The sequence below is a fragment of the Streptomyces sp. NPDC000345 genome, assembly GCF_042898825.1.
Taxonomy (GTDB): Bacteria; Actinomycetota; Actinomycetes; order Streptomycetales; family Streptomycetaceae; genus Streptomyces.
Window position 1 is genome coordinate 169,161 of record NZ_JBIAZE010000015.1, and the last position, 20,770, is coordinate 189,930.

At 72.9% G+C, this 20,770-nt stretch carries 17 protein-coding genes and 1 pseudogene; 10 read left to right on the forward strand and 8 right to left on the reverse strand.

Translation table 11 applies throughout. The annotated features are described in order from the left end of the window. Window positions 1-66: 66 nt before the first annotated feature. From ACFY30_RS30735 to ACFY30_RS30745, 3 genes are all read left to right on the forward strand, one after another. Entirely contained in the window at window positions 67-1,428 is a 1,362-nt protein-coding gene (locus tag ACFY30_RS30735) for a sugar transferase (RefSeq protein ID WP_390848445.1), read from the forward strand. A 109-nt stretch (window positions 1,429-1,537) separates the two neighbouring features. After that, entirely contained in the window at window positions 1,538-2,104 is a 567-nt protein-coding gene (locus ACFY30_RS30740) for a putative colanic acid biosynthesis acetyltransferase (protein WP_390848400.1), read from the forward strand. Then, window positions 2,101-3,246 (forward strand): glycosyltransferase, encoded by a 1,146-nt coding sequence (locus ACFY30_RS30745; protein ID WP_390848401.1) that lies wholly within the window; start codon window positions 2,101-2,103, stop codon window positions 3,244-3,246. The genes ACFY30_RS30740 and ACFY30_RS30745 overlap by 4 nt, the downstream gene beginning before the upstream one ends. 53 nt (window positions 3,247-3,299) lie before the next feature. Here the strand turns inward: ACFY30_RS30745 and ACFY30_RS30750 are convergent, their stop codons facing one another. Further along, window positions 3,300-4,514, reverse strand: a complete 1,215-nt coding sequence (locus ACFY30_RS30750) for a glycosyltransferase family 4 protein (RefSeq protein WP_390848402.1) — start codon at window positions 4,512-4,514, stop codon at window positions 3,300-3,302. Between the two features lie 32 nt (window positions 4,515-4,546). Further along, window positions 4,547-5,527: an NAD-dependent epimerase/dehydratase family protein gene (locus tag ACFY30_RS30755; protein WP_390848403.1), complete on the reverse strand. Its 981-nt coding sequence runs from the start codon at window positions 5,525-5,527 to the stop codon at window positions 4,547-4,549. 187 nt (window positions 5,528-5,714) lie between these two features. Between ACFY30_RS30755 and ACFY30_RS30760 the strand changes: the two genes are divergently transcribed. From ACFY30_RS30760 to ACFY30_RS30780, 5 genes and pseudogenes are all read left to right on the forward strand, one after another. Then, complete coding sequence (locus ACFY30_RS30760; RefSeq protein ID WP_390848404.1) at window positions 5,715-7,187, forward strand: hypothetical protein; 1,473 nt, start codon at window positions 5,715-5,717, stop codon at window positions 7,185-7,187. Continuing rightward, window positions 7,184-8,758 (forward strand): hypothetical protein, encoded by a 1,575-nt coding sequence (locus tag ACFY30_RS30765; protein ID WP_390848405.1) that lies wholly within the window; start codon window positions 7,184-7,186, stop codon window positions 8,756-8,758. Before ACFY30_RS30760 ends, ACFY30_RS30765 begins: the two co-directional genes overlap by 4 nt. Continuing rightward, window positions 8,755-10,296 carry an oligosaccharide flippase family protein gene (locus ACFY30_RS30770; RefSeq protein WP_390848406.1) on the forward strand — a complete coding sequence of 514 codons (1,542 nt, stop codon included), beginning with the start codon at window positions 8,755-8,757 and terminating at the stop codon, window positions 10,294-10,296. Before ACFY30_RS30765 ends, ACFY30_RS30770 begins: the two co-directional genes overlap by 4 nt. A gap of 88 nt (window positions 10,297-10,384) precedes the next feature. Beyond that, the gene (locus tag ACFY30_RS30775) at window positions 10,385-11,965 is read left to right on the forward strand and encodes a fibronectin type III domain-containing protein (RefSeq protein ID WP_390848407.1); all 1,581 of its coding nucleotides are present in this window, start codon (window positions 10,385-10,387) and stop codon (window positions 11,963-11,965) included. Window positions 11,966-11,970: 5 nt separating this feature from the next. After that, window positions 11,971-12,399, forward strand: a pseudogene (locus ACFY30_RS30780) (adenylyltransferase/cytidyltransferase family protein); the annotation flags it as partial. Here ACFY30_RS30780 and ACFY30_RS30785 read toward each other — a convergent pair. Beyond that, on the reverse strand, window positions 12,400-13,101 hold the full coding sequence (locus tag ACFY30_RS30785) for a CDP-alcohol phosphatidyltransferase family protein (RefSeq protein WP_390848408.1): 702 nt from the start codon (window positions 13,099-13,101) through the stop codon (window positions 12,400-12,402). A gap of 40 nt (window positions 13,102-13,141) precedes the next feature. Between ACFY30_RS30785 and ACFY30_RS30790 the strand changes: the two genes are divergently transcribed. Beyond that, window positions 13,142-14,758 (forward strand): glycosyl hydrolase family 28-related protein, encoded by a 1,617-nt coding sequence (locus ACFY30_RS30790; RefSeq protein ID WP_390848409.1) that lies wholly within the window; start codon window positions 13,142-13,144, stop codon window positions 14,756-14,758. 18 nt (window positions 14,759-14,776) lie between these two features. Here the strand turns inward: ACFY30_RS30790 and egtD are convergent, their stop codons facing one another. The 4 genes from egtD to egtA are packed head-to-tail and all read right to left on the reverse strand — an operon-like array spanning window position 14,777 to window position 19,156. Continuing rightward, window positions 14,777-15,739, reverse strand: coding sequence for an L-histidine N(alpha)-methyltransferase (egtD, locus tag ACFY30_RS30795; protein WP_390848410.1), 963 nt, complete (start codon window positions 15,737-15,739; stop codon window positions 14,777-14,779). Then, a complete protein-coding gene (egtC, locus tag ACFY30_RS30800; protein WP_390848411.1) occupies window positions 15,736-16,527 on the reverse strand; it encodes an ergothioneine biosynthesis protein EgtC in 792 nt (263 codons plus the stop codon). Before egtC ends, egtD begins: the two co-directional genes overlap by 4 nt. Beyond that, window positions 16,527-17,846 (reverse strand): ergothioneine biosynthesis protein EgtB, encoded by a 1,320-nt coding sequence (egtB, locus tag ACFY30_RS30805; protein ID WP_390848412.1) that lies wholly within the window; start codon window positions 17,844-17,846, stop codon window positions 16,527-16,529. The genes egtC and egtB overlap by 1 nt, the downstream gene beginning before the upstream one ends. Then, the gene (egtA, locus tag ACFY30_RS30810; protein WP_390848413.1) at window positions 17,843-19,156 is read right to left on the reverse strand and encodes an ergothioneine biosynthesis glutamate--cysteine ligase EgtA; all 1,314 of its coding nucleotides are present in this window, start codon (window positions 19,154-19,156) and stop codon (window positions 17,843-17,845) included. Before egtA ends, egtB begins: the two co-directional genes overlap by 4 nt. Window positions 19,157-19,456: 300 nt before the next feature. Between egtA and ACFY30_RS30815 the strand changes: the two genes are divergently transcribed. After that, entirely contained in the window at window positions 19,457-20,305 is an 849-nt protein-coding gene (locus ACFY30_RS30815) for a TIGR02452 family protein (protein WP_390848414.1), read from the forward strand. On the opposite strand, the gene ACFY30_RS30820 is transcribed toward ACFY30_RS30815, so the two are convergent. Continuing rightward, complete coding sequence (locus tag ACFY30_RS30820) at window positions 20,290-20,736, reverse strand: type II toxin-antitoxin system PemK/MazF family toxin (RefSeq protein ID WP_390848415.1); 447 nt, start codon at window positions 20,734-20,736, stop codon at window positions 20,290-20,292. The two genes, ACFY30_RS30815 and ACFY30_RS30820, sit on opposite strands and share 16 nt — an antisense overlap. Between the last annotated feature and the right edge of the window lie 34 nt (window positions 20,737-20,770).

Genomic DNA, 20,770 nt, shown 5'->3' on the forward strand with positions numbered 1-20,770 from the left:
GTGGTGCGTCACCCCGTCCATCGTGAGGAGACACGGGCGCGCTGGTACGGCCCCTTCTCGGTCTGTGTGGACCTCGTCGCCGCGGCCCTGCCGGTCGCGGCGACGATCGTGGAGGTCCACGAGCCCCACCCGCTGCGTCTGGCGGCCGCCGCGGCCCTGCTGTGGCCGCTGACCGGGGTGGTGAGCAACCGCTACACGCCCGTGGCCTGGGGCGACGGAGGCGGTCTGCGGGCCGTCGTACGGGACTGGCTGGTCCTGGTCGGCGCCCTGGCGACCCTGCGCGTGGTCTGTGGACTGGACAGCGTGCCCGCCGAGGCGTTCACGGCGCTCATCCCCGCGCTGGTGTGCACCGGCGTCTGCCAGAAGGTGATCCACCGTCATCTGCTCGCCGCCCGGCGCAACGCCCGCGCCCTGCGCCACGTCCTGGTCGTCGGCGAGACCTCGGCGCTCGACGCCGTGGTCGAGCAGCTGGCCCAGCGCACCGACCACGAGTACGTCATCGTCGGCGCCTGCCCGGTCGGCGAGGACGAGGTGACCTCCGGGGTGCCGGTGTGCGTACGGCTGCCGCGCGAGACGCCCGAGACACCCGAGTCGGACGCCGCCGCCGTCCTCGGCGCGGCCGACGAACTCGGGGCCGACCTGGTCTTCGTGGCGCCGGGCCCGCACCTGTCCGGTGAACGGATGCGCCGGCTGTCCTGGGCGCTGTACGACAGGGGCCGCTCGCTCATGGTGCTGCCCGGCATCACCGACGTGTCGCGCCGGCGGGTACGGCTGACCTCGGCGGCCGGCCTCACCCTGCTGCACATCGCCCCGCCGCCGCAGCGCGGCGTGCACACCGCCGCGAAGACGGTGCTGGACCGGGTGGGCGCCCTGCTGCTGATCCTGCTGTTCTCGCCGCTGCTGCTCCTGCTGGCCCTGGCCGTCCGCCTCGGTTCACCGGGCCCGGTCCTCTACCGCCAGACCAGGGTCGGCCGGCACGGCATGCGGTTCGCCATGTGGAAGTTCCGCACGATGGTGGTCGACGCGGACCGGCTCAAGAGCGGTCTCGAGGCGGAGAACGAGAACGACGGGCACATGTTCAAGATGCGCCGGGACCCCCGGGTCACCCGGGTGGGGCGGGTCCTGCGCCGCTACTCGCTGGACGAGCTGCCCCAGTTGTTCAACATCCTCTTCGGCCACATGTCCCTGGTCGGCCCCCGCCCGCCGCTGCCCGAGGAGGTCGTCAAGTACAACGGGGTCGAGATGCGCAGGCTCAACGTCCGGCCGGGCCTGACCGGCCTGTGGCAGGTGAGCGGCCGCTCGGACCTGTCCTGGCGCGAGACGGTCGCGCTCGACCTGCGCTACGTCGACAACTGGTCGCTGTCCGGGGACGTGAACGTCATGGCCCGCACGGTGCGGGCGGTGCTCGACGGTCAGGGCGCGTACTGAGGACGGGCACGGCCTCCCGCCGGGGCCGCGTCCGCCATCCGGGCAGGTCTGCCACCAACACGCCGTTCACCGGCGGTGATCCGTCCCCGGTGGCATGAAGGATCGCGTCATGGTAGAGACCACATCCGTCCGGGACGCGACGCCACGCCCCGTCGCGGCACGGCACCTGCGCGGTTTCACGGGCGCGGGATACGACAAGGGGCGGCCCCTGCTGACGCAGGCCGCCTGGTTCGCCGCCCTTCATCTGCTCTTCGTCAAATGGTGGTTCCCCGCCCGCTGGCGGCCGGCCCTGCTGCGCGTCTTCGGCGCCCGCGTCGGACGGCGGGTGCTGATCCGGCGCGGGGTGCGCGTCCACTGGCCGTGGAAGCTGGACGTCGGCGACGACGTCTGGATCGGCGAGGACGCCTGGATCCTCAACCTCGAACCGGTCGTCATCGGCCACGACTGCTGCGTCTCGCAGAGCGCCCTGCTGTGCACCGGCAGCCACCGCCGCCGCAGCGCCACCTTCGAGTTCGACAACGGACCCATCCGGCTGGAGCCCGGCAGCTGGGTCGCGGCCCGCGCGGTCGTGCTGCGCGGGGTCACCGTCGGCCCGGGCGCCGTGGTCGGCGCCGGCGCCGTCGCCCATCAGGACGTTCCGGCGCACTCGGTCCTGACCACGGGAGGCGCGGCATGAGAGTCGTCCATGTGGTCACGCTCGTCAGCGACGACGGGGCCTTCGGCGGCCCCACCAGCGTGGCGGCCGCCCAGCTGGAGGAGTGCGCCGCACGCGGTCACGACGTGACACTGGTGGCGCTGTGGCGCGCCGCCGACGGCACGGCCCGCGCCCCGGAACGTGTCGGAGCCACGGGCGCCGTCCCCTTCGCCTCCCGCCCGGCCCTGCGCGTCGTCCCGGGCCGGGGATGCCTCGGGCTCATGCACCCGCTGCTGCTGTGGGACCTGTGGCGGGCCATGGGCCGCGCCGACGCCGTCCACCTGCACGCGGGCCGGGACCTCGTCTCCCTCGCCGCGCTCGCCGTCGCCCGGTTGCGGCGCAAGGACTTCGTCACACAGACCCACGGCATGGTCGAGCCCCGCACGGCCGGCGTGGCGCGCATCTTCGACCGGCTGTTCGTGCCCCTGCTGCGCGGTGCCCGCGCCTGTCTCGTGCTCACCGACCGGGAACGGCGCGCCCTGTCCGCCGTCCTCGGCCCGGACGGACCCCCACTGGTCCATCTGCCCAACGGACTGCGCGTGTCCGCCGGGGGCGACGCCGCCGGGACGCGCGGCGACCACGAGGTGATCTTCCTGGCCAGGCTGCACCCGCGCAAACGCCCCGAGGTGTTCGTCGAGATGGCCGCCCTGGTCCACAAGGAGTTCGCCGAGGCGCGCTTCACGCTCTACGGAGCCGACGAGGGATCGCTCCCCGGGGTGCGGCGGCTCATCGGGGACCGCGGGATCGGCGAGGTGGTCTCCTACGGCGGCGCGCTGGACCACCGTGGCGCGCTGGAGGCCTACCGCAGGGCCGCGGTGTACGTCCTGCCGAGCGTGCGGGAACCGTTCCCGATGACGGTCCTGGAGGCGCTGGCCGAGGGAACTCCCGTGGTGTGCACGGACAGCAGCGGCATCGCGGCCGAACTGGCCCGCAGGGAAGCGGCCCTGGTCACCGACGGCAGCCCGGAGGCCCTGGCCGACGCGGTGGGCCGGCTGCTCGCCGACGCGGAGCTGCGCCGCCGGCTGGCCGAGGCGGGCCGGCGGGCCATCGACGAGGTCTTCTCCATCGGCGCGGTCGTGGACCGCCTGGAGGAGCTCTACCGGGACCGCCCGGGACGAGGGTGACGGGAGCGGTTCGGCCGCGGGCGCGGCCGAACCGCCGTTTCTCCGCGGCTGGTTCAGCGCCGCCGGTGCGGCGCGGCGGGGGAGCGGCTCGCCGTACGGAGGATGTCCTCGAAGCGCGAGGCACAGTCCTGCAGCGCGAACTCCCGCTCGGCCAGCGCACGGCTCTCCTTGCCCAGCGACTCGGCCCGCGCCGGGTCGGACAGGATCTCCGCCGCCCAGGATGCCGCCTCGTCGAGCGCGGACTCCTGCGGCGGGAACACCGCCGACCCCGCCCGGCGCAGCAGTTGCGCGGCCAGGTTCCCGGCGGGCATCAGACCGAGCACCGGGCGCCCGGCGCACAGGTACGACAGCGTCTTGGACGGCACCGAGAACTCCCCGGCGTCCGCGCCGAGCAGCACCACGAGGAGGTCGCCCGAACCCAGCACCTCGGGCAGCCGCCTGTACGGCTGGAAGGGCAGCAGGGTCAGGTCGACGTCCCGCGCCGCCGCCTCCTTCCTGAGGACGGGCACGGCCGGACCGTCGTTGACGACGACCAGCCGCACCGGGGTGCCCCGCTCGCGCAGCCGCTCGGCGAGCCGGACCAGCAGGGCCGGGTTGTGTTTCAGGCCCAGCGTGCCGGAGTACAGCACCGTGCGCACCCCGTCCAGGCCCTGCTCGGTCGACCAGGCGTTGGCCCGCTCCACCGGCACGATCTCGTCCAGCGGCGCCCAGTTGGGGATGACGGTGACCTTGCCGGCCGTGCCCCACTCGCGGTGGATGCGCACGAACGACTCGGCGATCACCACGACGGCCGCCGCCTGCCGCGCGGACCACTTCTCGCCGGCCCCGAAGACCTTGGCGGCGATCCCCATGGACCGCGCGACACCCTCGGCGGCGAAGCTCTTCAGCGCCACGGCGGTCACGTCCTGGTGCCACAGCACCCAGGGGATGCCCATCCGCCGCAGCACGCCCGCCGCCACCACCAGCACCGGGATCGGCAGGTTGGACAGCAGGGCCACGTCGGGCCTCTCCTGCCGTACCTGCCGGGCCAGTTCGAGGCCCAGCAGGGTCTCCTGGCGCAGCCGGCGGACATAGGCGTCCTTCTTCAGCGCGGTGCCGTCGCCGATGGTGACGAAGCGCAGCCCCGGGGTGTCGGCGGTGAGATTGCCCTTGCCGGAGACGTAGGCCGTGCAGGTCGAGTGGACGACGTCATGACCGCGGCGCGCCAACTCCCGGCTCAGCTGGGCCTGGAAGGGGTGGCCGCTGTAGTCGTGGACGAGGATCCTCATGCGTTCTCCGTCTCCTCGTGCTCGGTCGCGCGTCACTGCTGGGAGCGCTTGACCTGGTCGTAGACCCAGGCGTAGGTCTTCTCCAGGCCGTCGGCCAGGGTCACCGAGGGCTCCCAGCCGTGGATCTCCCGGATCAGGCTGTTGTCGGAGTTGCGGCCGCGCACGCCCTGCGGGGCGTCGAGGCGGTAGGCGCGCTCGCAGCGGACACCGGCGATCTCCTCGACGATGTCGACCAGCTGGTTGATGGTGACCAGCTCCGAGGACCCGAGATTGACCGGGACCCCGCTGTCGCCCTTCATGATCATCTGGCTGCCGTGCAGGCAGTCGTCGATGTACATGAACGAGCGGCTCTGCAGTCCGTCGCCCCAGATCTCGATCCGGTGGTCGCCGCTCAGGGCCGCCTCGGCGACCTTGCGGCACACCGCGGCCGGTGCCTTCTCCCGGCCCCCGGTCCAGGTGCCGTGCGGGCCGTAGACGTTGTGATAGCGGGCGACGCGGGTGACGAAGCCGTAGTCCTCGGCGTAGTGCCGGCACATGCGCTCGGAGAAGAGCTTCTCCCAGCCGTAGCCGTCCTCGGGCTGCGCGGGGTAGGCGTCCTCCTCCTTGAGGGCGGTCACGTCCGGGTCGGTCTGCTTGCCGGCGGCGTACACGCAGGCGGAGGAGGAGTAGAAGTAGCGCTCGACCCCGGCCTCGTGCGCCGCCTGCAGCATGTGGGTGCTGGTCAGCACGGACATCATGCAGGCGGCCTTGTTGTTCTCGATGAAGCCCATGCCGCCCATGTCGGCGGCCAGCATGTACACCTGCCGCGCACCCCGCACGCCCGTGCGGGCGGCGTCCAGCAGCGACAGGTCGGCGACCACGTTCTCGGCGTCCGGGTGGACCTGGTACCACTCCTGCCGCGGCTTGATGTCGATGGAGCGGACGCTCAGCCCCTGAGCGAGAAGGTCGCCCACGAGGTGACCGCCGATGAATCCCCCGCCCCCGGCGACGACGACGTCTACCTGCTGGCTCATGCACAACTCCTCTGTGAATCGGGAGATCTGATGGCCGATAAGCTATGCAGACTTGTCATGATTTGGGGTAATTGGCGCGCCGAGAATTTATCGATTTCTGCGCGCCTGGGGTGATTAGCGCGATCTAAGCGCTATATATCCTTCAGTGATGTTTCAGCCTAAATATTCGCTCGACGGAGAGGCCGGGATGCAGGACGCTCGCGTCCGCAGTGTGGCTGCGGTCTCCCTCTGGGCCGTGGTGCTGACGGTCCTGCTGCCGGGGCTGATCCTCCAGTCGCAGGGTGTGCACCTGTCGGCCGCGCTCGCCCTCCAGGGCGTCGTCGTGGTGCACGCCGGGGGCGCGCTCGCCCGGGTGCTCACCGCGTCCCGGGTGCGGTTCGTCGCCCTGGGCTTCTGGGTCTTCGCCTACATCTGGCTGGGTCTGGCGGCGCTCGCGATGCTCGCCACCGACACGTACCCCTGGTCGTACCGGACCGGCGAGACGACCGCCCTCGGGGCCGTGGCCCTCGTCGAACTCGGGCTTCTCGCCTACAGCGCGGGCACGGCGCTCGCCGCCCGCCGGGAACACGCCCGTGCGGACACCGCACCCCCGGGCTTCCTGGAACGCTTCCTCGCCCGCCGGATCGCGCCCTGGCGCCTGCTGGCCCTGTGCGGGCTCGCCCTCGGCCTCGCCGCGGTGCTGATCGCCGGCCAACCCGGCCGACTGGGCGCGTACTTCACCAGCCGCCAGGCCATCACCGAGGCCGGGGGAGAGGACGCCTCGATGCGGTCCCTGCTCAGCTGGTCGCTGTCGGTGCCCGCGTTCTGGGCGCTGCTCGGCCTGCTGCGGGTCCCGCGCCGGCCCGGCGGCGACCGCTGGCTGCGCGCGGTGCGCTGGCTGCTGCTGCCGGTGCTGCTCGCGCTCAACGTCGTCGTCAACAACCCCATCAGCAAGCCGCGGTTCTGGGCCGGCATGGTCCTGCTGACCCTGCTGTTCTCGGTGCCCCGGCTGTGCCGGCTGCGCGCCTTCCGGGCCACGGCGGCCGCCCTCCTCGCGGCGCTGCTGTTCGTCTTCCCCTACAGCGACTACTTCCGCTACAGCGACCGGGAGGACTTCGCCGTCGTCTCCCTCGCCGACCAGTTCACCGGCAACGGCGACTACGACGCCTTCCAGCAGGTGCAGACCGGCGTCGACTACGCGCACGACAACGGCTTCTCCCCGCAGAACGTGCTCGGCCCGCCGCTGTTCATGGTGCCGCGCTCGGTCTGGCCGGGGAAACCCTCGGACACCGGCATCTCCCTGGCCGAGTACGCCGGCTACGACTTCCACAACCTCTCCGCGCCGCTGTGGATCGAGAGTTACCTGTGGGCCGGCCCCTTCGCGGTGGTCCTCGTGTTCTGTCTGCTGGGCGTCCTCGGCCGACGGGTGGACGACATCCGCCACCGGCTGCGCGAGAGTCCGGGCGCTCTCGCGGCCCTGCTCGTTCCGGCCTTCGCCTTCTACCAGATGGTCTTCCTGCGCGGCAGCCTGCTCGCCATCGCGGGGCCGCTGAGCCTGCTGGTGGCCGTCCCGCTGCTCATCACCTCCCCCATCGCCCGGGCATCCCGGTTCCGCTCATCGGCGATGCCGACCGCATCCCCCCGTCACGCATCGATCCCCGGAACAGGAGGGCACCCGTGACCGGCCCCATCCACCTCGACGACCGGTACGACGAGCCGGACCAACTACGCGACCAACTGCGCCGCATCCTTCGCCACCGCGCCCTGATCGCGCTGGGCCTCCTCCTGGGACTGCTCGGCGGGCTGGCGCTGGCCCAGTACCGCGCGAACACCTACTCCGCGACCAGCGAGGTCCTGGTGCGCTCCACCGCCGACCCGTTCGGCGCGGTCGGTGTCTCCGCCGACAACCAGGTCAGCATGACCACGGAGCAGCAGATCGCCACCAGCGCGGAGGTCGCCCGGCGCGTGGCGCGCGCTCTGGGCCGGCCCCAGAGCCAGGCGAACGGACTCGCGGCCCGGCTGCGGGTCACCAACCCGATGAAGTCCCGGGTGCTGCGCTTCGAGTTCACCGCCGGCACCCCGCTGCGCGCGGCACGCGGCGCCAACGCCTTCGCCGAGGCCTACCTCGCCGACCGCAAGGCCCGCAACGACTCCGCCGTGCGGCGCGCCACCGGCGCCCTGGACGAGCAGATCGGCGTGCTCAACCAGCAGCTGGCGAAGGACCAGCTGGAGCGCCCGGACTCCAAGACGGCCGCGCAGAGCCAGCTCTACAACCTGCAGAAGCGCGTCCTGGACATCAAGTCCCGGGACACCGACGCCGGTGACGTCGTCCGCCGCGCCTTCGCGCCCCGCCTGCCGGTGGGTCCGGGCCTGCGCACCCTGCTCGCCCTGGGCCTGGTGTGCGGTCTCCTGCTCGGCGTGGTGCTGGCCTGGCTGCGCTCCGCGCTGGACTCCCGGATCCGCTCGGTCGGCGAGCTGCGGGCCGCGCTGCGCGCGCCGGTGCTCGGCATCCTGCCCGACGACGAGACGGGCGAGGAACTGCTGAAGGTCGGCCGCGTGGGCGGCGTCCGCACGGAGGCGTTCCGGGCCCTGGCCTTCCGTCTGCGCAAGGCGGTCGGCACGGAGGGCCCCGGCCGGATCCTGGTCGTCGCCCCGCGTGACGCCGAGCCCGCCGAGGAGGTCGCCGCCAACCTGGCCGCGGCCCTCGCCGAGGACGGCGCGGAGGTGCTGCTGATCGACGCCGACCCCGACACCTCCGGGCTCGCGGACCGGCTGCCGCTGATGCCGTACGAGGCGCCCACCCTGGAGGAGGCGTTCCTGCCCAGCGGGAGCGTCCTCGTCGACACCGAGGTGTCCGGGCGGTTCGCCTTCCGCTCCGGCGGCGGCATGGGCCCGCTCTCCCGCTCGGCCGTCTCCGAGGCCGGCCGGGGTCTGGCGGGCGCCGACTCCTGCACCGTCGTGGTCACCGGGCCGTTCCTCGCGCACGCCGACGCGCTCGCCCTCGCCCAGCGTGTCGACGGCGTCCTCCTGGTCGCCGGCCTCGGCGCCACCCGGCAGGACGACCTGCGGCAGGTGCAGGAGCTGATCGACTGCTCCGGCGGACGACTGCTCGGCACCGTGCTCGACGCCGCGCGGCCCCGCCGGCGCCTGAGTCTGCCGCGCCGCCGCCCGAAGTACCGTCCGGCGTCCCACACCACCACGCCGATGGAGCTTCCCGCGCAGGACAGCACCCTCACGGTCTCCCGCCGATGACCGCTTCCGAAGCGACCGCTCTCCCCCGCGCCGGGGCCCAGGCCCCGCGCGGGGTGGCCGCGGTCGCCCGGGGAGGGTGGTGGGGGATGGCGGGGTCCGCCGCGAACGCCGTCTTCTCCTTCCTCCTGGTCGGCCTGGTCACCCGTGCCGTGGGAGCGGACGGGGCGGGCGTGATCTTCACCGGCGTCGCCCTGTTCACCATCCTCAGCAACACCTGCAAGCTCGGCGCCGACGCCGGGCTCATCCGTTTCATCCCCCGGGACCTCGCCCTCCACGACGGCCGCTCGGCAGGTGCCCTGCTGCGCATGGCCGTCCTGCCCGCGGCCGCCGTCTCCGCCGCGGCCGCCGCGCCCCTGCTGCTGTCGTCCACCGTGGCCACCCTGCTCCTGCCCCAACTGCCCCCGGCGGACGCCGTCGCGCTGGTCCGGCTCTTCGGACTCTTCCTGCCCGTCGCCACCGTGGGCATGGTCCTGCTCGGCGCCACCCGGGGATACGGCACGGTGGTGCCGTTCGTCGGCGTCGAACAGATCGGCAAGCCGGCCCTGCGCCTGCTGATCGCCTTCCCCGTGGCCTGCTTCCTGCCCGGCCTGACGGCTCTGGCCTCCGCCTGGCTGCTGCCGGCGCTGGCGGGATCCGTGGCCGCCTGGTTCGCCCTGCGCCGCTGCCGGGCCGGCCGCGACGCGAGGCACCCGGCCGCACAGGAGCCCGTGTCCTGGCGGACGTTCTGGGCCTTCGCCGCGCCCCGCGCGGTCTCCTCCGTCTTCGACATCAGCGCGGTCTGGGTCGGTGTCATCCTGCTGTCCGCCCTGGCCACGGCCTCCGAAGCGGGCGTCTACACGGCGATCGGCCGGGTCGTCACCGCGGGCACCCTCCTCCAGCTCGCCGTCCGGCTCGCCGTCGCCCCCGAGATCAGCCGGCTGCTCGCCCTGCGCGAGGACACCGAGGCGCACTCCCTGCACCGCGTGTCGACCTGCTGGATCGTGCTGTTCTCCTGGCCGCTGTTCGTCCTCGTCGCGGCCTTCCCCGAGACCTTCCTGTCCGCCTTCGGACCGGAGTTCGTCCAGGGCGCGCCCGCCCTCGTGGTGCTGTGCGCCGCCGCCATGGTCAACGTCGCCGTCGGCAACGCCCAGACCGTGCTTCTCATGGCCGGCCGCAGTTCCTGGCATCTGGCCGTCACCGCGGTCGCGTTCACGGTGCAGCTGTCCGTCGGCGTGCTCGCCGTCCCCGTCTGGGGCGTGCTCGGCGCCGCCGTGTCCTGGGGCGCGGCCATCGTCGTGGAGAACCTCGCGGCGGCCCTGCTCATCCGGCTGCGCCTCGGCTTCACGACCGTGGACCGCGGTTACACGACCGCGCTCGCCGTGGCCCTGACCGTCTCCGTGGTGCTGGGAGCCGCCCGCACGAGGGAAGGTGACAACCCGTCAGGACTCGCCGTGGGGATGGCCTTGGGAATGTGTGTATTTGCTATTAGTTTGTGGCGATATCGGACGTCGCTGAGGGTGAGCGAGCTGGTCGGAGTGCTGCGCCGCCGCGCCGCATGAGACCGGCCGCGGCCACAGCGTTCCGGCACCCACCCGGCGGAGGTCCCTCCCTCCGTCCCACTCCCAACCACTGTCACCCGGGGTTCCCTTGCACCTGAGAAAGCTCCGCTCGAAGCCGGTCACCAGGGTCGCCGCCATCGCCCTCGTGTGCACCACCGCCCTGCTCGACGCCTCCCTGGCCGCGGCCGCCGACGGCGGCCCGAAGACGCTCGCCGCCGACGCCCTGCCCACCTGGCAGACCGAGGGCATCGTCTGGTCGCTGGCCGCCGCGAACGGCGTCGTCTACGTCGGAGGAACCTTCGACGCGGTACGGCCGCCCGGTGCCGCGCCCGGCCAACGCCTGGTGGCGCGCCGCAACTTCGCCGCGTTCGACGCCGCGACCGGCAAACTCCTGCCCTGCGCCCCGGCCTTCACCGGCCACCACCACACCGTGCGGGCCATGAAGGCCTCGGCGGACGGACGCGTGCTCTACGTCGGCGGTTCCTTCGACAGCGTCGGATCCGCCAAGGCGGCCAACGTCGTCGCGATCAACACCGCCGACTGCTCCGTGCGCAAGGAGTTCAAGCCGACGGTGTCGTCCACCGTCCGGGCCATCGAGACCACGGGCCGGGCGATCTACCTGGGCGGTGACTTCGGCCGGGTCTCCGGGCAGGCCAGGAGCCGTGTCGCCGCCCTCTCGCCCAAGGGCGCGGTGCTGCCCTTCAAGGCGGACATCGACCAGCCGGTGCGTGCCCTGTCGGCCGCGCTCCCGCACGGGCGGCTGTTCGTCGGAGGTGACTTCGAGCAGGTCAACGGACAGACCGCGCGCTCCCTGGTGGCGCTGAACCCCGTCACCGGCGGCACGGTGCTCACCTACCCGGGCTGGTTCCCGACCCAGTCGTCGGTGAAGACCATCGCCCAGGACAACACCCGCTTCTTCGTGGGCGCCGAGGGTCATGGGCCGGGCATCTACGACGGCCGGATCGCGGGTCGGCTCGCCAACGGGACCATGATGTGGAACGACACCTGCCGCGGCGCCACCCAGTCCGTGGTGCCCTTCAGGGGCGTCCTCTACAGCGCCTCCCACGCGCACGACTGCAACGAGACGCCCGGCGGGTTCCCCGACCGCGGCGACCGCCAGCACTTCCTGGCCCAGCGGGTCGAGGACCGCAGGATCCTGCACTGGTTCCCCGACACCAACGGCGGGCTGGGGGAGCAGGTCGGTCCCCGCACCCTGGTGGTGTCGCGGGGCTTCCTGTGGGCGGGCGGCGAGTTCACCGAGGTCAACGGGCGGACCCAGCAGGGCCTCACGCGCTTCGGGGACAAGGACACCGGTGCCCCGGAGGTGCCCGCCCTGTCCCTGGCCTCCACCGAGCCCGGCAAGGTCACCCTCGCCTGGCGCGCCGCCTGGGACCGCGACGACGCCTCCCTGACGTACCGGATCTACCGCGACGGGAAGCTGGTGGCGCGGCGGACCAAGTCGTCCACCTTCTGGGACCGTCCGAAGATGACCTGGACCGACTCGGTGCCCGCCGGATCGCGCCACCGCTACGCCATCGAGGTCACGGACGGCTCGAACACCTCGGCCAAGTCCCGTTCCCTGGCGGTGAGCGTGCCGAAGAAGCCCGCGGCGCAGACCGCGGCCGCGTCGGCGGAGACGGAGCAGCGAGCGGCGGGTGAGTCGAGGTGACCCGCATCGGATTCGCGCCCGGCGTCTACGACCTGTTCCACATCGGCCACCTCAACATCCTGCGTGAGGCCCGCCGGCACTGCGACCGGCTCGTCGCGGGGGTCTCCTCCGACGACCTGACGGCGCGGCTGAAGGGCAAGGTCCCGGTCGTCCCGCTCGCCGAGCGGCTCGACATCGTCCGCAGTGTGCGGTACGTCGACGACGCCATCGTGGAGACGGAGACCGACAAGCTGAAGACGTGGAAGCGCGTCGGCTTCCACGTCATCTTCAAGGGCGACGACTGGCGGGGCACGCCCAAGTGGGAGGAGTACGAGCGGCGGTTCGGGGAGGTCGGCGTCGAGGTCGTCTACTTCCCGTACACCATGCACACCTCCAGCACCCTGCTGCGCAGTGCCCTGCGGATGCTGTCCGCGCACGAGCCGCCGGCGATCCCGTCAGCGCAGCTCGCGGAACCACTTGACCAGGAAGGCGGCCATGAACAGGACGTGCGCCAGCAGCAGCGCGCAGTACACCGCAAGGAAGACGTCCTGGCTGCCCAGGAATAGGAAACTGAGGCAGGTCAGGCCGTAGTCGACCGGCAGCAGCAGGACGGCACGCAGTGCCGGGGGCGAGCCGGGCGGAACCTCGCCCGGCGTGCGCCGCCTGAGCTTCTCGGTCAGGATCCCGGCGAAGAAGATCACCACGGCGGCGAGCTGGAAGACCATCGGCGCCAGCAGCCAGTGCGGGCCGGGCAGGCTGAAGAACCGGTAGAACGACACCAGCACCACCAGGTGCAGGGCGAGGATCTTGACGCAGTCCAGGACATGGTCGAGCCACTCGCCCGACGGGCTCCCCGAGCGCTGCCCCCGCGCCAGCTGACCGTCCGCCGAGTCCAGCACGAACCCCACGGCCAGGGCCGCGCTCACGCAGGCCGCCATCGTCGGCGCGGGCGGCAGCAGGGCCACCGCGGCAAGGGCCGGGAAGGTGAACAGGGCGCCGAGGACGGTCAGCTGATTCGGCGTCGCCCCCACCTGATAGGCCAGCGCGGCCAGGACCCGGCCGGCCGGACGGTTGACGAACCGGGTGTAGAGCGAGACCCCCTTCGCGGGCTTCTGTGCCGCCGACAGCTGCCTGAGAACCTCGGCAAACTCGGTCATTACCCTCCTTAAGTGAAAAACCGCTGGAAAGAAGGCAATTATGGCAGAACGGGGAGGCGGGAAGTCCCCTGTCAGCCGTCGGCAGCTTCTGCGTGGCGGAGCGACCCTGATCGGCGCGACAGTCCTCACCGCCCACAGCGCGTCCGCCGCGTCGGGACCCGGAGTCGGCCCCGCCGCACCGGTCGGCCCCGCCGGCCCCGGGCAGGGGCCGGGCTCGGCCGGCCTGCTGTCGCGCGTCATCAACGTCCGCGACCTCGGAGCGGTGGGCGACGGACGCGCCGACGACAGCGCGGCGTTCGAGTACGCCTACCAGCTCGCCGCCGCCCGGGTCTCCCGAGGTGTCGGCCGCACCGTGATCGAGATCCCGCCCGGCGAGTTCCTCATCACCCGCCCCTGGGCCCTGCTGAACGGAGCCGCGCCGCTGCGCCCCTCCAACGGGCTGCGCTTCTCCGGCGCGGGCAAGCGGATGACGACCCTCGTCTTCCGCCCGCCCGTCGGCCCGGGCTCCTACCTCTGCCGCAACGAGGACATCTGGTCCAACCTCTCCTTCGAACGCATCCAGTTCCGCTCGGCCACCCCGGGCGCCTCCTTCCTCAGCTCCTATTCCACCGGGCAGGCGCAGGACTACCGGTTCTCGGAGTGCGAGTGGATGGGGGAGTGGGAGTACGGCGTCTCCCTGGACGGCACGGACACCAACTCCGAGATGCGCTGGGAGGCCTGCCGTGTGGGCGGCGCCTACCGCAGGGCGTTCCTCTACTCGGGCCTCACCGGCCGCGGTCAGCAGCCCAACGACCAGGACCAGTTCCTCAACTACTGGTTCACGGACATGAAGGTCGAGTACGAGTGGGGCAACTTCCTGGAGTTCCCCTACGGCGGCTCCATCACCTGCCGGGGCGGCTCGTACATCATCACCGGCACCCGGCCGCCGAGCCAGGAGTACGGCACCACCAGCACGTTCTTCCGCTTCCCCGTCGCCCAGCACCACGACTCGGTGCAGCGGTTCCACGCCCAGGACATCCGGTTCGAGGTGCGCAACCCGGACGCGCGGATCATCGACTGCGTGTGGAAGAGCGGCACGGTCCACTTCAGCGACTGCGACGACACCGGGCAGGCCTTCAAGGACTTCGCGGCCGAAGCCCGGCCCCACCGCTACGTCGTGGGCCCGCGCGGACCACTGGTCCGCTACGACTCCTGCCAGCTGGTCGGCCGCCACGAGTACCGGACGGACGGCGCGCGCGACACCCTGCCCAACGTGGCCCGCTACGACATGTGTCTGCTGCGCAACCACCCGGAGGCCGAGTTCGCCGTGACCGACGGCGCCGGCCGGCCCGGCTTCGTCACCTTCGTCGACTGCCTGGACGGAGCCGGCGCCGCCGACCCGGTCGGCTCCCGGACTCCGGAGGCGGCGGACGGCTCGCCGAAGACACCGGCCGGTCCGCAGGCGCAGTCGCCCGCGAACCCGGTCAGGCCCGCGAACCCGGTCAGGCCCGCGGAGCCGGTCAGGCCGGCGAACCCGGTCAGGCCCGCGGAGCCCGTCCGGCCCGCGAACCCGGTCAGGCCCGCGAATCCGTCACCCGCCGCCCCGGGCAGGCCCGCCGGCCCGGCGCCGGCGCCCGCGCGGACGTCACCGCCCGCGACGAGCCCTTCGCCGGGCTGACGGTTCCCGCGCGGCGCCTCAGCGCACGGTGCTCAGCGACAGCGCGAAACGGCCCGCGCGGTCCGTCCACCAGTGGGTCAGCTCCAGCCCCGCGTGGGCCAGTTCGGCCCGCACTCCCTCCTCGCGGAACTTCGCCGACACCTCGGTGCGCAGTTCCTCGCCGGCGGCGAAGTCCACGGCGAGGTCCAGCGCCGGGATCTTCACGGTCTGCCCGGTGCGTGAGCGCAACCGCATCTCGATCCATTCGTCGCGCGGGTCCCACAGGGCCACATGGTCGAAGGCGGCGGGATCGAAGTCGGCGCCCAGTTCGCGGTTGACCACGGTCAGGACGTTCTTGTTGAACGCGGCCGTCACCCCGGCCGCGTCGTCGTACGCCCGGACCAGCACCCGCTCGTCCTTGACGAGGTCCGTGCCGAGCAGCAGGGCGTCGCCCGGGGCCAGCAGTGCGCGCAGCGAACCCAGGAAGTCCGCGCGCTCGGCCGGCAGCAGATTGCCGATGGTGCCGCCGAGGAACGCCAGCAGGCGCGGGCCGGGAGTGTCGGGCAGGGCGAGGTCGCCGGTGAAGTCGGCGATGAGGGCGTGCACGGCCAGGCCCGGCCGCTCGGCGACCAGGGCCTGTCCGGCCTGGGTGAGGGCGCTGTCGCTGACGTCGACGGGCACATAGGTGTGCAGGCCGGTCAGCGCGTCGAGGAGATGGCGGGTCTTCTCCGAGGAGCCGGAGCCGAGTTCGACGAGCGTGCGGGCGCGGGCCGCGGCGGCGATCTCACCGGCGCGGTCCCTGAGGATCTCGCGCTCGGCGCGCGTCGGGTAGTACTCCTGGAGCTCGGTGATCTGCTCGAAGAGCTCGCTGCCGTGGGCGTCGTAGAACCACTTCGGCGGGAGGGTCTTCGGGGTGGTGGTGAGGCCCTGGAGGACGTCGGCGCGCAGGGCGGCGTCCGTGGCGTCCTCGGGGAGGGTGCGGGTGATCTGGAACGGGCTCACGTGCGGGTCTCCTTGGGTGGTACGGGTGCCGCGTCCGTGGTCGGGTCCTTGAGCGGGGTCAGCAGCACCTCGGTGCGGCTCGCCACCAGCAGGGTGCGGTCGGGAACCTCCTGCCAGCGCGGATCGTCGTCGTACGGTTCGGAGGCCACGACCGTGCGGCCGCCGGGCTCCGTCAGATACCAGAGGGTGTCGCCCCAGGCCGTCGCGGTGATCGTCCGGCCGTTGGTGAGCAGCAGGTTGAGCCGGGAGCCGGGGGCCGCGGCGGCGACCTCCGGCACGGTGTCCGCCAGCGCCTGGCTCTCACCGTCCCCGGCCCGCAGCCGGGCCAGGACCAGCGCCCACACGAACGCGGAGTCGTTGCGCGCCTCCATGGACAGCAGGTCGGCCGGGGGCAGGCCGTGCGCGAGGGGCTCCAGGGAGGTCGGCCAGCCCGTCACCGCCCCGTTGTGGCTGAACAGCCAGGGCCCGGTGGCGAACGGCGCCGCGGCGGCCTCCGCGTCGGCCCCGGCCAGCGTCGCGTCCCGTACGGCGGCCAGCAGCGCTCCGGAGCGCACCACCCGCGCCAGGTCGGCGAAGGACAGGTCCGCCCAGACGGGGCCGGCCCGGCGGTAGCGGGCCGGCACCGGGTCGCCCTCGGCGTACCAGCCCACGCCGAAACCGTCGGCGTTGACCGTCCCGTACCGCTGCCGGCGGGGCGCCCACGACTGGCGGTACAGGCCGTGCGGGGGCTCGACGAGGACGCGGCCGAGCGGTTCCACCGGCCCGAGGCAGGCGATATGACGGCACATCAGACGGCCCCCGAACGGGCGGTGCGGAAGCCGGAGAAGATCTGCCGCCGGATCGGGTAGTCCCAGTTGCGGAACGTGCCCCGGCAGGCCACCGGATCCACCGCGAACGAACCGCCGCGCAGCACCTTGTACTCGGGGCCGAAGAACACCTCCGAGTACTCCTTGTACGGGAACGCCCGGAACCCGGGGTACGGCAGGAAGTCGCTCGCCGTCCACTCCCACACGTCGCCGATCAACTGGCGTACCCCGAGCGGGGACGCACCGGCCGGATAGCTCCCGGCGGGGGCGGGCCGCAGATGGCGCTGGCCCAGGTTGGCGTGTTCGGGGGCGGGGTCGGCGTCGCCCCACGGATAGCGCATCGAGCCGCCGGTCGCGGGGTCGAAGCGGGCCGCCTTCTCCCACTCGGTCTCGGTGGGCAGCCGGCGGCCCGCCCAGCGGGCGTAGGCGTCGGCCTCGTACCAGCACACGTGCAGCACCGGCTCGTCGGGCGGCACGACCTCGGTGATCCCGAAGCGCCGGCGCAGCCACTGGCCGCCGTCGCGGTGCCAGAACAGCGGGGCGTGGATGCCGTGCCGGCGGATGTGGTCCCAGCCCTCCGTCGTCCACCAGCGCTCGTCGTCGTAGCCGCCGTCGTCGATGAACGCCTGATAGGCGGCGTTCGTGACCGGGGTGGTGTCGATGTGGAAGGGGGCCACCTCGCGCTGGTGCGCGGGGCGTTCGTTGTCCAGTGCCCACGGTTCGCCGGAGGTGCCCATCGTGAACGGGCCTCCGGGGACCAGGACTTCGGCCGGACCGGTGAACAGCGGGACCGGTTCCGGATCCGGGGCGGTGAGGACCTGCGGTCCCGTGCGGAGCTGATGGGTGATCAGCATCGTCTCGTCGTGCTGCTGTTCGTGCTGGGCGATCATCCCGAAGGCGAAGCCCGCCTCGGTGAGCCGGGTGCCGTGGAAGTCGGCCGCTTCCAGCACGTCCAGCACCCTGCCGCGCACCTCCGCCGCGTACCGGCGGGCCTCGGAGGGCGGCAGCAGGGGCAGCGAGGGCCGCTCGGCGCGCGGGTGCTCGAAGGCGTCGTACAGGCCGTCGATCTCGGGGCGCATCGCCTCCCGGCCGGCCACCGTGCGCAGCAGCCACAGCTCTTCCTGGTTGCCGATGTGCGCGAGGTCCCACACCAGCGGGGACATCAGCGGGGAGTGCTGGGCGGTGAGGTCGGGGTCCTCGACGCAGCTCGTCAGGAGGGTGGTGCGCTCGCGTGCGGTGGTCAGGGTGGTCAGCGCGCGGTCGCGCAGTGTGTCGCCGTCCAGGACGGGCTCGGTGGTCATGGGCGGAGGTCCTTCCCGTACGCGCGGGTGTCCGTGCCGCGCAGGCGGTCGAGCTGGTCGTCGGCGGGGGTGCGGCCCTTGAGCACATAGCGGTCCCGGTACGCCGAGACGGCGTCCACGACGTCGGCGGAGGCGCCGAGCCGGGGGAGGGCCTGCAGGGCCGTCGTGAAGCAGGCGACGGCGGTCTCGTGCAGTTCGGGGTCGGCCAGGCCGTGGCGTGCGGCGTCGATCCACAGCGGATTGTGCGGGGCGGGCCGCGGCAGTGCCCGCTCGGCGAGGGGCTTGACGGCGCGGTAGGCGGACTCGGCGGCCTCCGGGTCGTCGAACAGTGCCGTCGTCACGGCCACCGGCACGATCCAGCCGTCGTCGCCCGGCTGTGCGTCGATCATGCGCAGCTCCAGGTGGCCGCGCGGTCTGACCGGCGGGAACAGCGTGGTCAGGTGGTATTCGAGGTCCGCCCGGGTGGGCTGCCCCGTCCTGGTCCACTCGCGGAACGTCAGCCGCTCGGGCACGTCCCACGGTCCGCTGTCGCGCCGTACGCACATCACCGGCGCGTCCAGCACGTGCCGGGCCCAGGCGTCGCGCGGTTCGCCGTCCAGGGCGGGGGCGCCCGCGCGGCCGGCGCCGATCTCCATCCACAGCAGCTGCCGGGTGGAGCACCAGCCGGTGGGGTCGCCGCGCAGCAGCGGGGAGTTGGCGAAGGCCGCCGTCAGCACCGCGCCCAGGGTGTGCGCGAGCCACCAGCGCCGCCCGTGGCCCAGCGGACCGGGCTCCTCGTACCCGGCGTCCAGGCAGACCTGCACGGAGGCCGAGGTGCACATCATGGCGCGGCCGGCCGGGCCGGTGCGGTCGAGGCAGGCCTCCATGGCGTCGTAACGCGGCTCGCGCAGGAACCGGCGAGGGGTGTGCCAGGGGTCCGTGCCGAGGCCGGCGAGGACGAGGCCGTGCTCGCGCAGGACCGCGCGGACGGCGTCCAGGTCGGCGGAGAGGGTGTCCACGCACTCCATCAGGGAGCCGGCGGGCGGCGAGCTGAGTTCCAGCTGGCCGCCGGGTTCGACGGTGAGCGCCGACCGCACGGGCACGGTCTCCAGAGCGGCGTAGACCGCCGCGAGCCGTTCGGGTGTCACGGGGAGCTGCGGCTCGCGCAGCTCGTGAATCAGCCATTCCAGTTCGACGCCCACGGTCCGGGGTGGACCGGTCTTGAAGCAGATGCCCCTGACCAGGGCCTCCACCTCGGCTTCGGAGAGGGTGTCGCGATGCTCCGTACAGTCGGTGGGGCTGTCGGTACAGTCGCTGACCGAATCGGACATGTCGGGATCCTCCTGAGGTTCCACCATGCCACCGGACCGGCATCCGGGCCGCCGGACCGGCATCACATCTGTCCCACCCAAGACCCTCGACCCGAAACGCACAAGGGTGCAAATCGGAGTATATCGATCAGGTGGCCTTCGAATCCGTGCCGCTTGCACGCTGTTGGCCCAGAATTCCCCGGGCGTTCCCGGCGCCGGGAAAATCTCGTTGCACCGCCTGTCCGTCATCGCTCACGATGCGTGCGTGAACACGACGACGGGGGAGACCGGGACGCTCATGGGGTGCACGGGGGTGGCGCCGTGAGCGCGCGGCTGCGCGGCATCGCCCGCGAGACGGAGGAGATCGTCGCGGCGGGCGCCTACCGGGTGTCCGACGGACGGGAGGTGTCCCTGGCGGCGGCCGTCGAAGCCGCCCGGGCGGGCACCCGGATGGTCGGACCGGAACCGGTCCCGGTGCCGGACCCGCCCGCTGCCGCCCCGTCCGCCGGGGCCACGACCGTCGAGGTCACCGGAGAGAGCAGCCTGGAAGCCGCCCGCCGGCTGGCCGGCACCCCGGTCGCGGTGCTCAACTTCGCCTCCGCCCGCAACCCCGGCGGCGGCTTCCTGAACGGCGCGCAGGCGCAGGAGGAGGCCCTGTGCCGCGCCTCCGCGCTGTACACCTGCCTGCTGCGGGCCCGCGGGTTCTACGAGCACCACCGCGCCCACCGCGACCCGTTCTACACCGACCGGGTCATCCACTCACCGGCCGTGCCCGTCTTCCGCGACGACCGGGGCCGGCTGCTGGACGAGCCGTACACCGCCGGTTTCCTCACCGCCGCCGCGCCGAACGCGGGCGTGGTGCTGCGCACGGTGCCCGAGCGGGCGCCGGAGCTGCCGCGCGCCCTCGCCGTCCGCGCCGAGCGGGTCCTGGAGACGGCCGCCGCGCACGGCTACCGGCGGCTGGTGCTGGGCGCGTGGGGCTGCGGCGTCTTCCACAACGACCCCGCGCAGGTGGCGGAGGCGTTCCGGGCGCTGCTCGCTCCCGGCGCGCGGTTCGGGCGGATCTTCGAGCACGTGGTGTTCGGGGTGCTGGACCGCACGCCGGGGAGCGCGGTGCGCGGCGCCTTCGAGCGGGCGTTCGACGTGGGGCGGGTTCAGGTCCAGCCGTAGCGCTCGTGCAGCCGGTGCCGCACCAGGCTGAACCGCATCCGGTCCAGCGCGCACGCCTCCCGGCGCATGCCGTCCTCGTGCAGCCGCAGGACACGGTCGACGTCCACCCAGGAGTCCCGCCCGGAGCGGTCCCAGGGGCCGCTGCCGATCGCCACCCAGTCCCGGTCGTCGTCGTGGCGCCTGCTGGAGAGCTGGACGGCCAGGAAGGTGCCGCCCGCCTCACGGGCGACGACGAGCACCGGGCGGTCCTTGCCCCGGCCGTCGTTCTCCTCGAAGGGCACCCAGGTCCACACGATCTCACCGGGATCCGGGTCGCCGTCGTGCGCGGGCGAGTACTCCGTACGGACCCGGCCCACCTCGCGCGGGTCGGCCTCGGTGGTGGCGGTGCGGCCGAAGCGGCCGGGAACGTTCTCATCGGTAAACGCGGTCACGGAGGCACCTTAAGGGCTGCCTCCGTGACCGCGT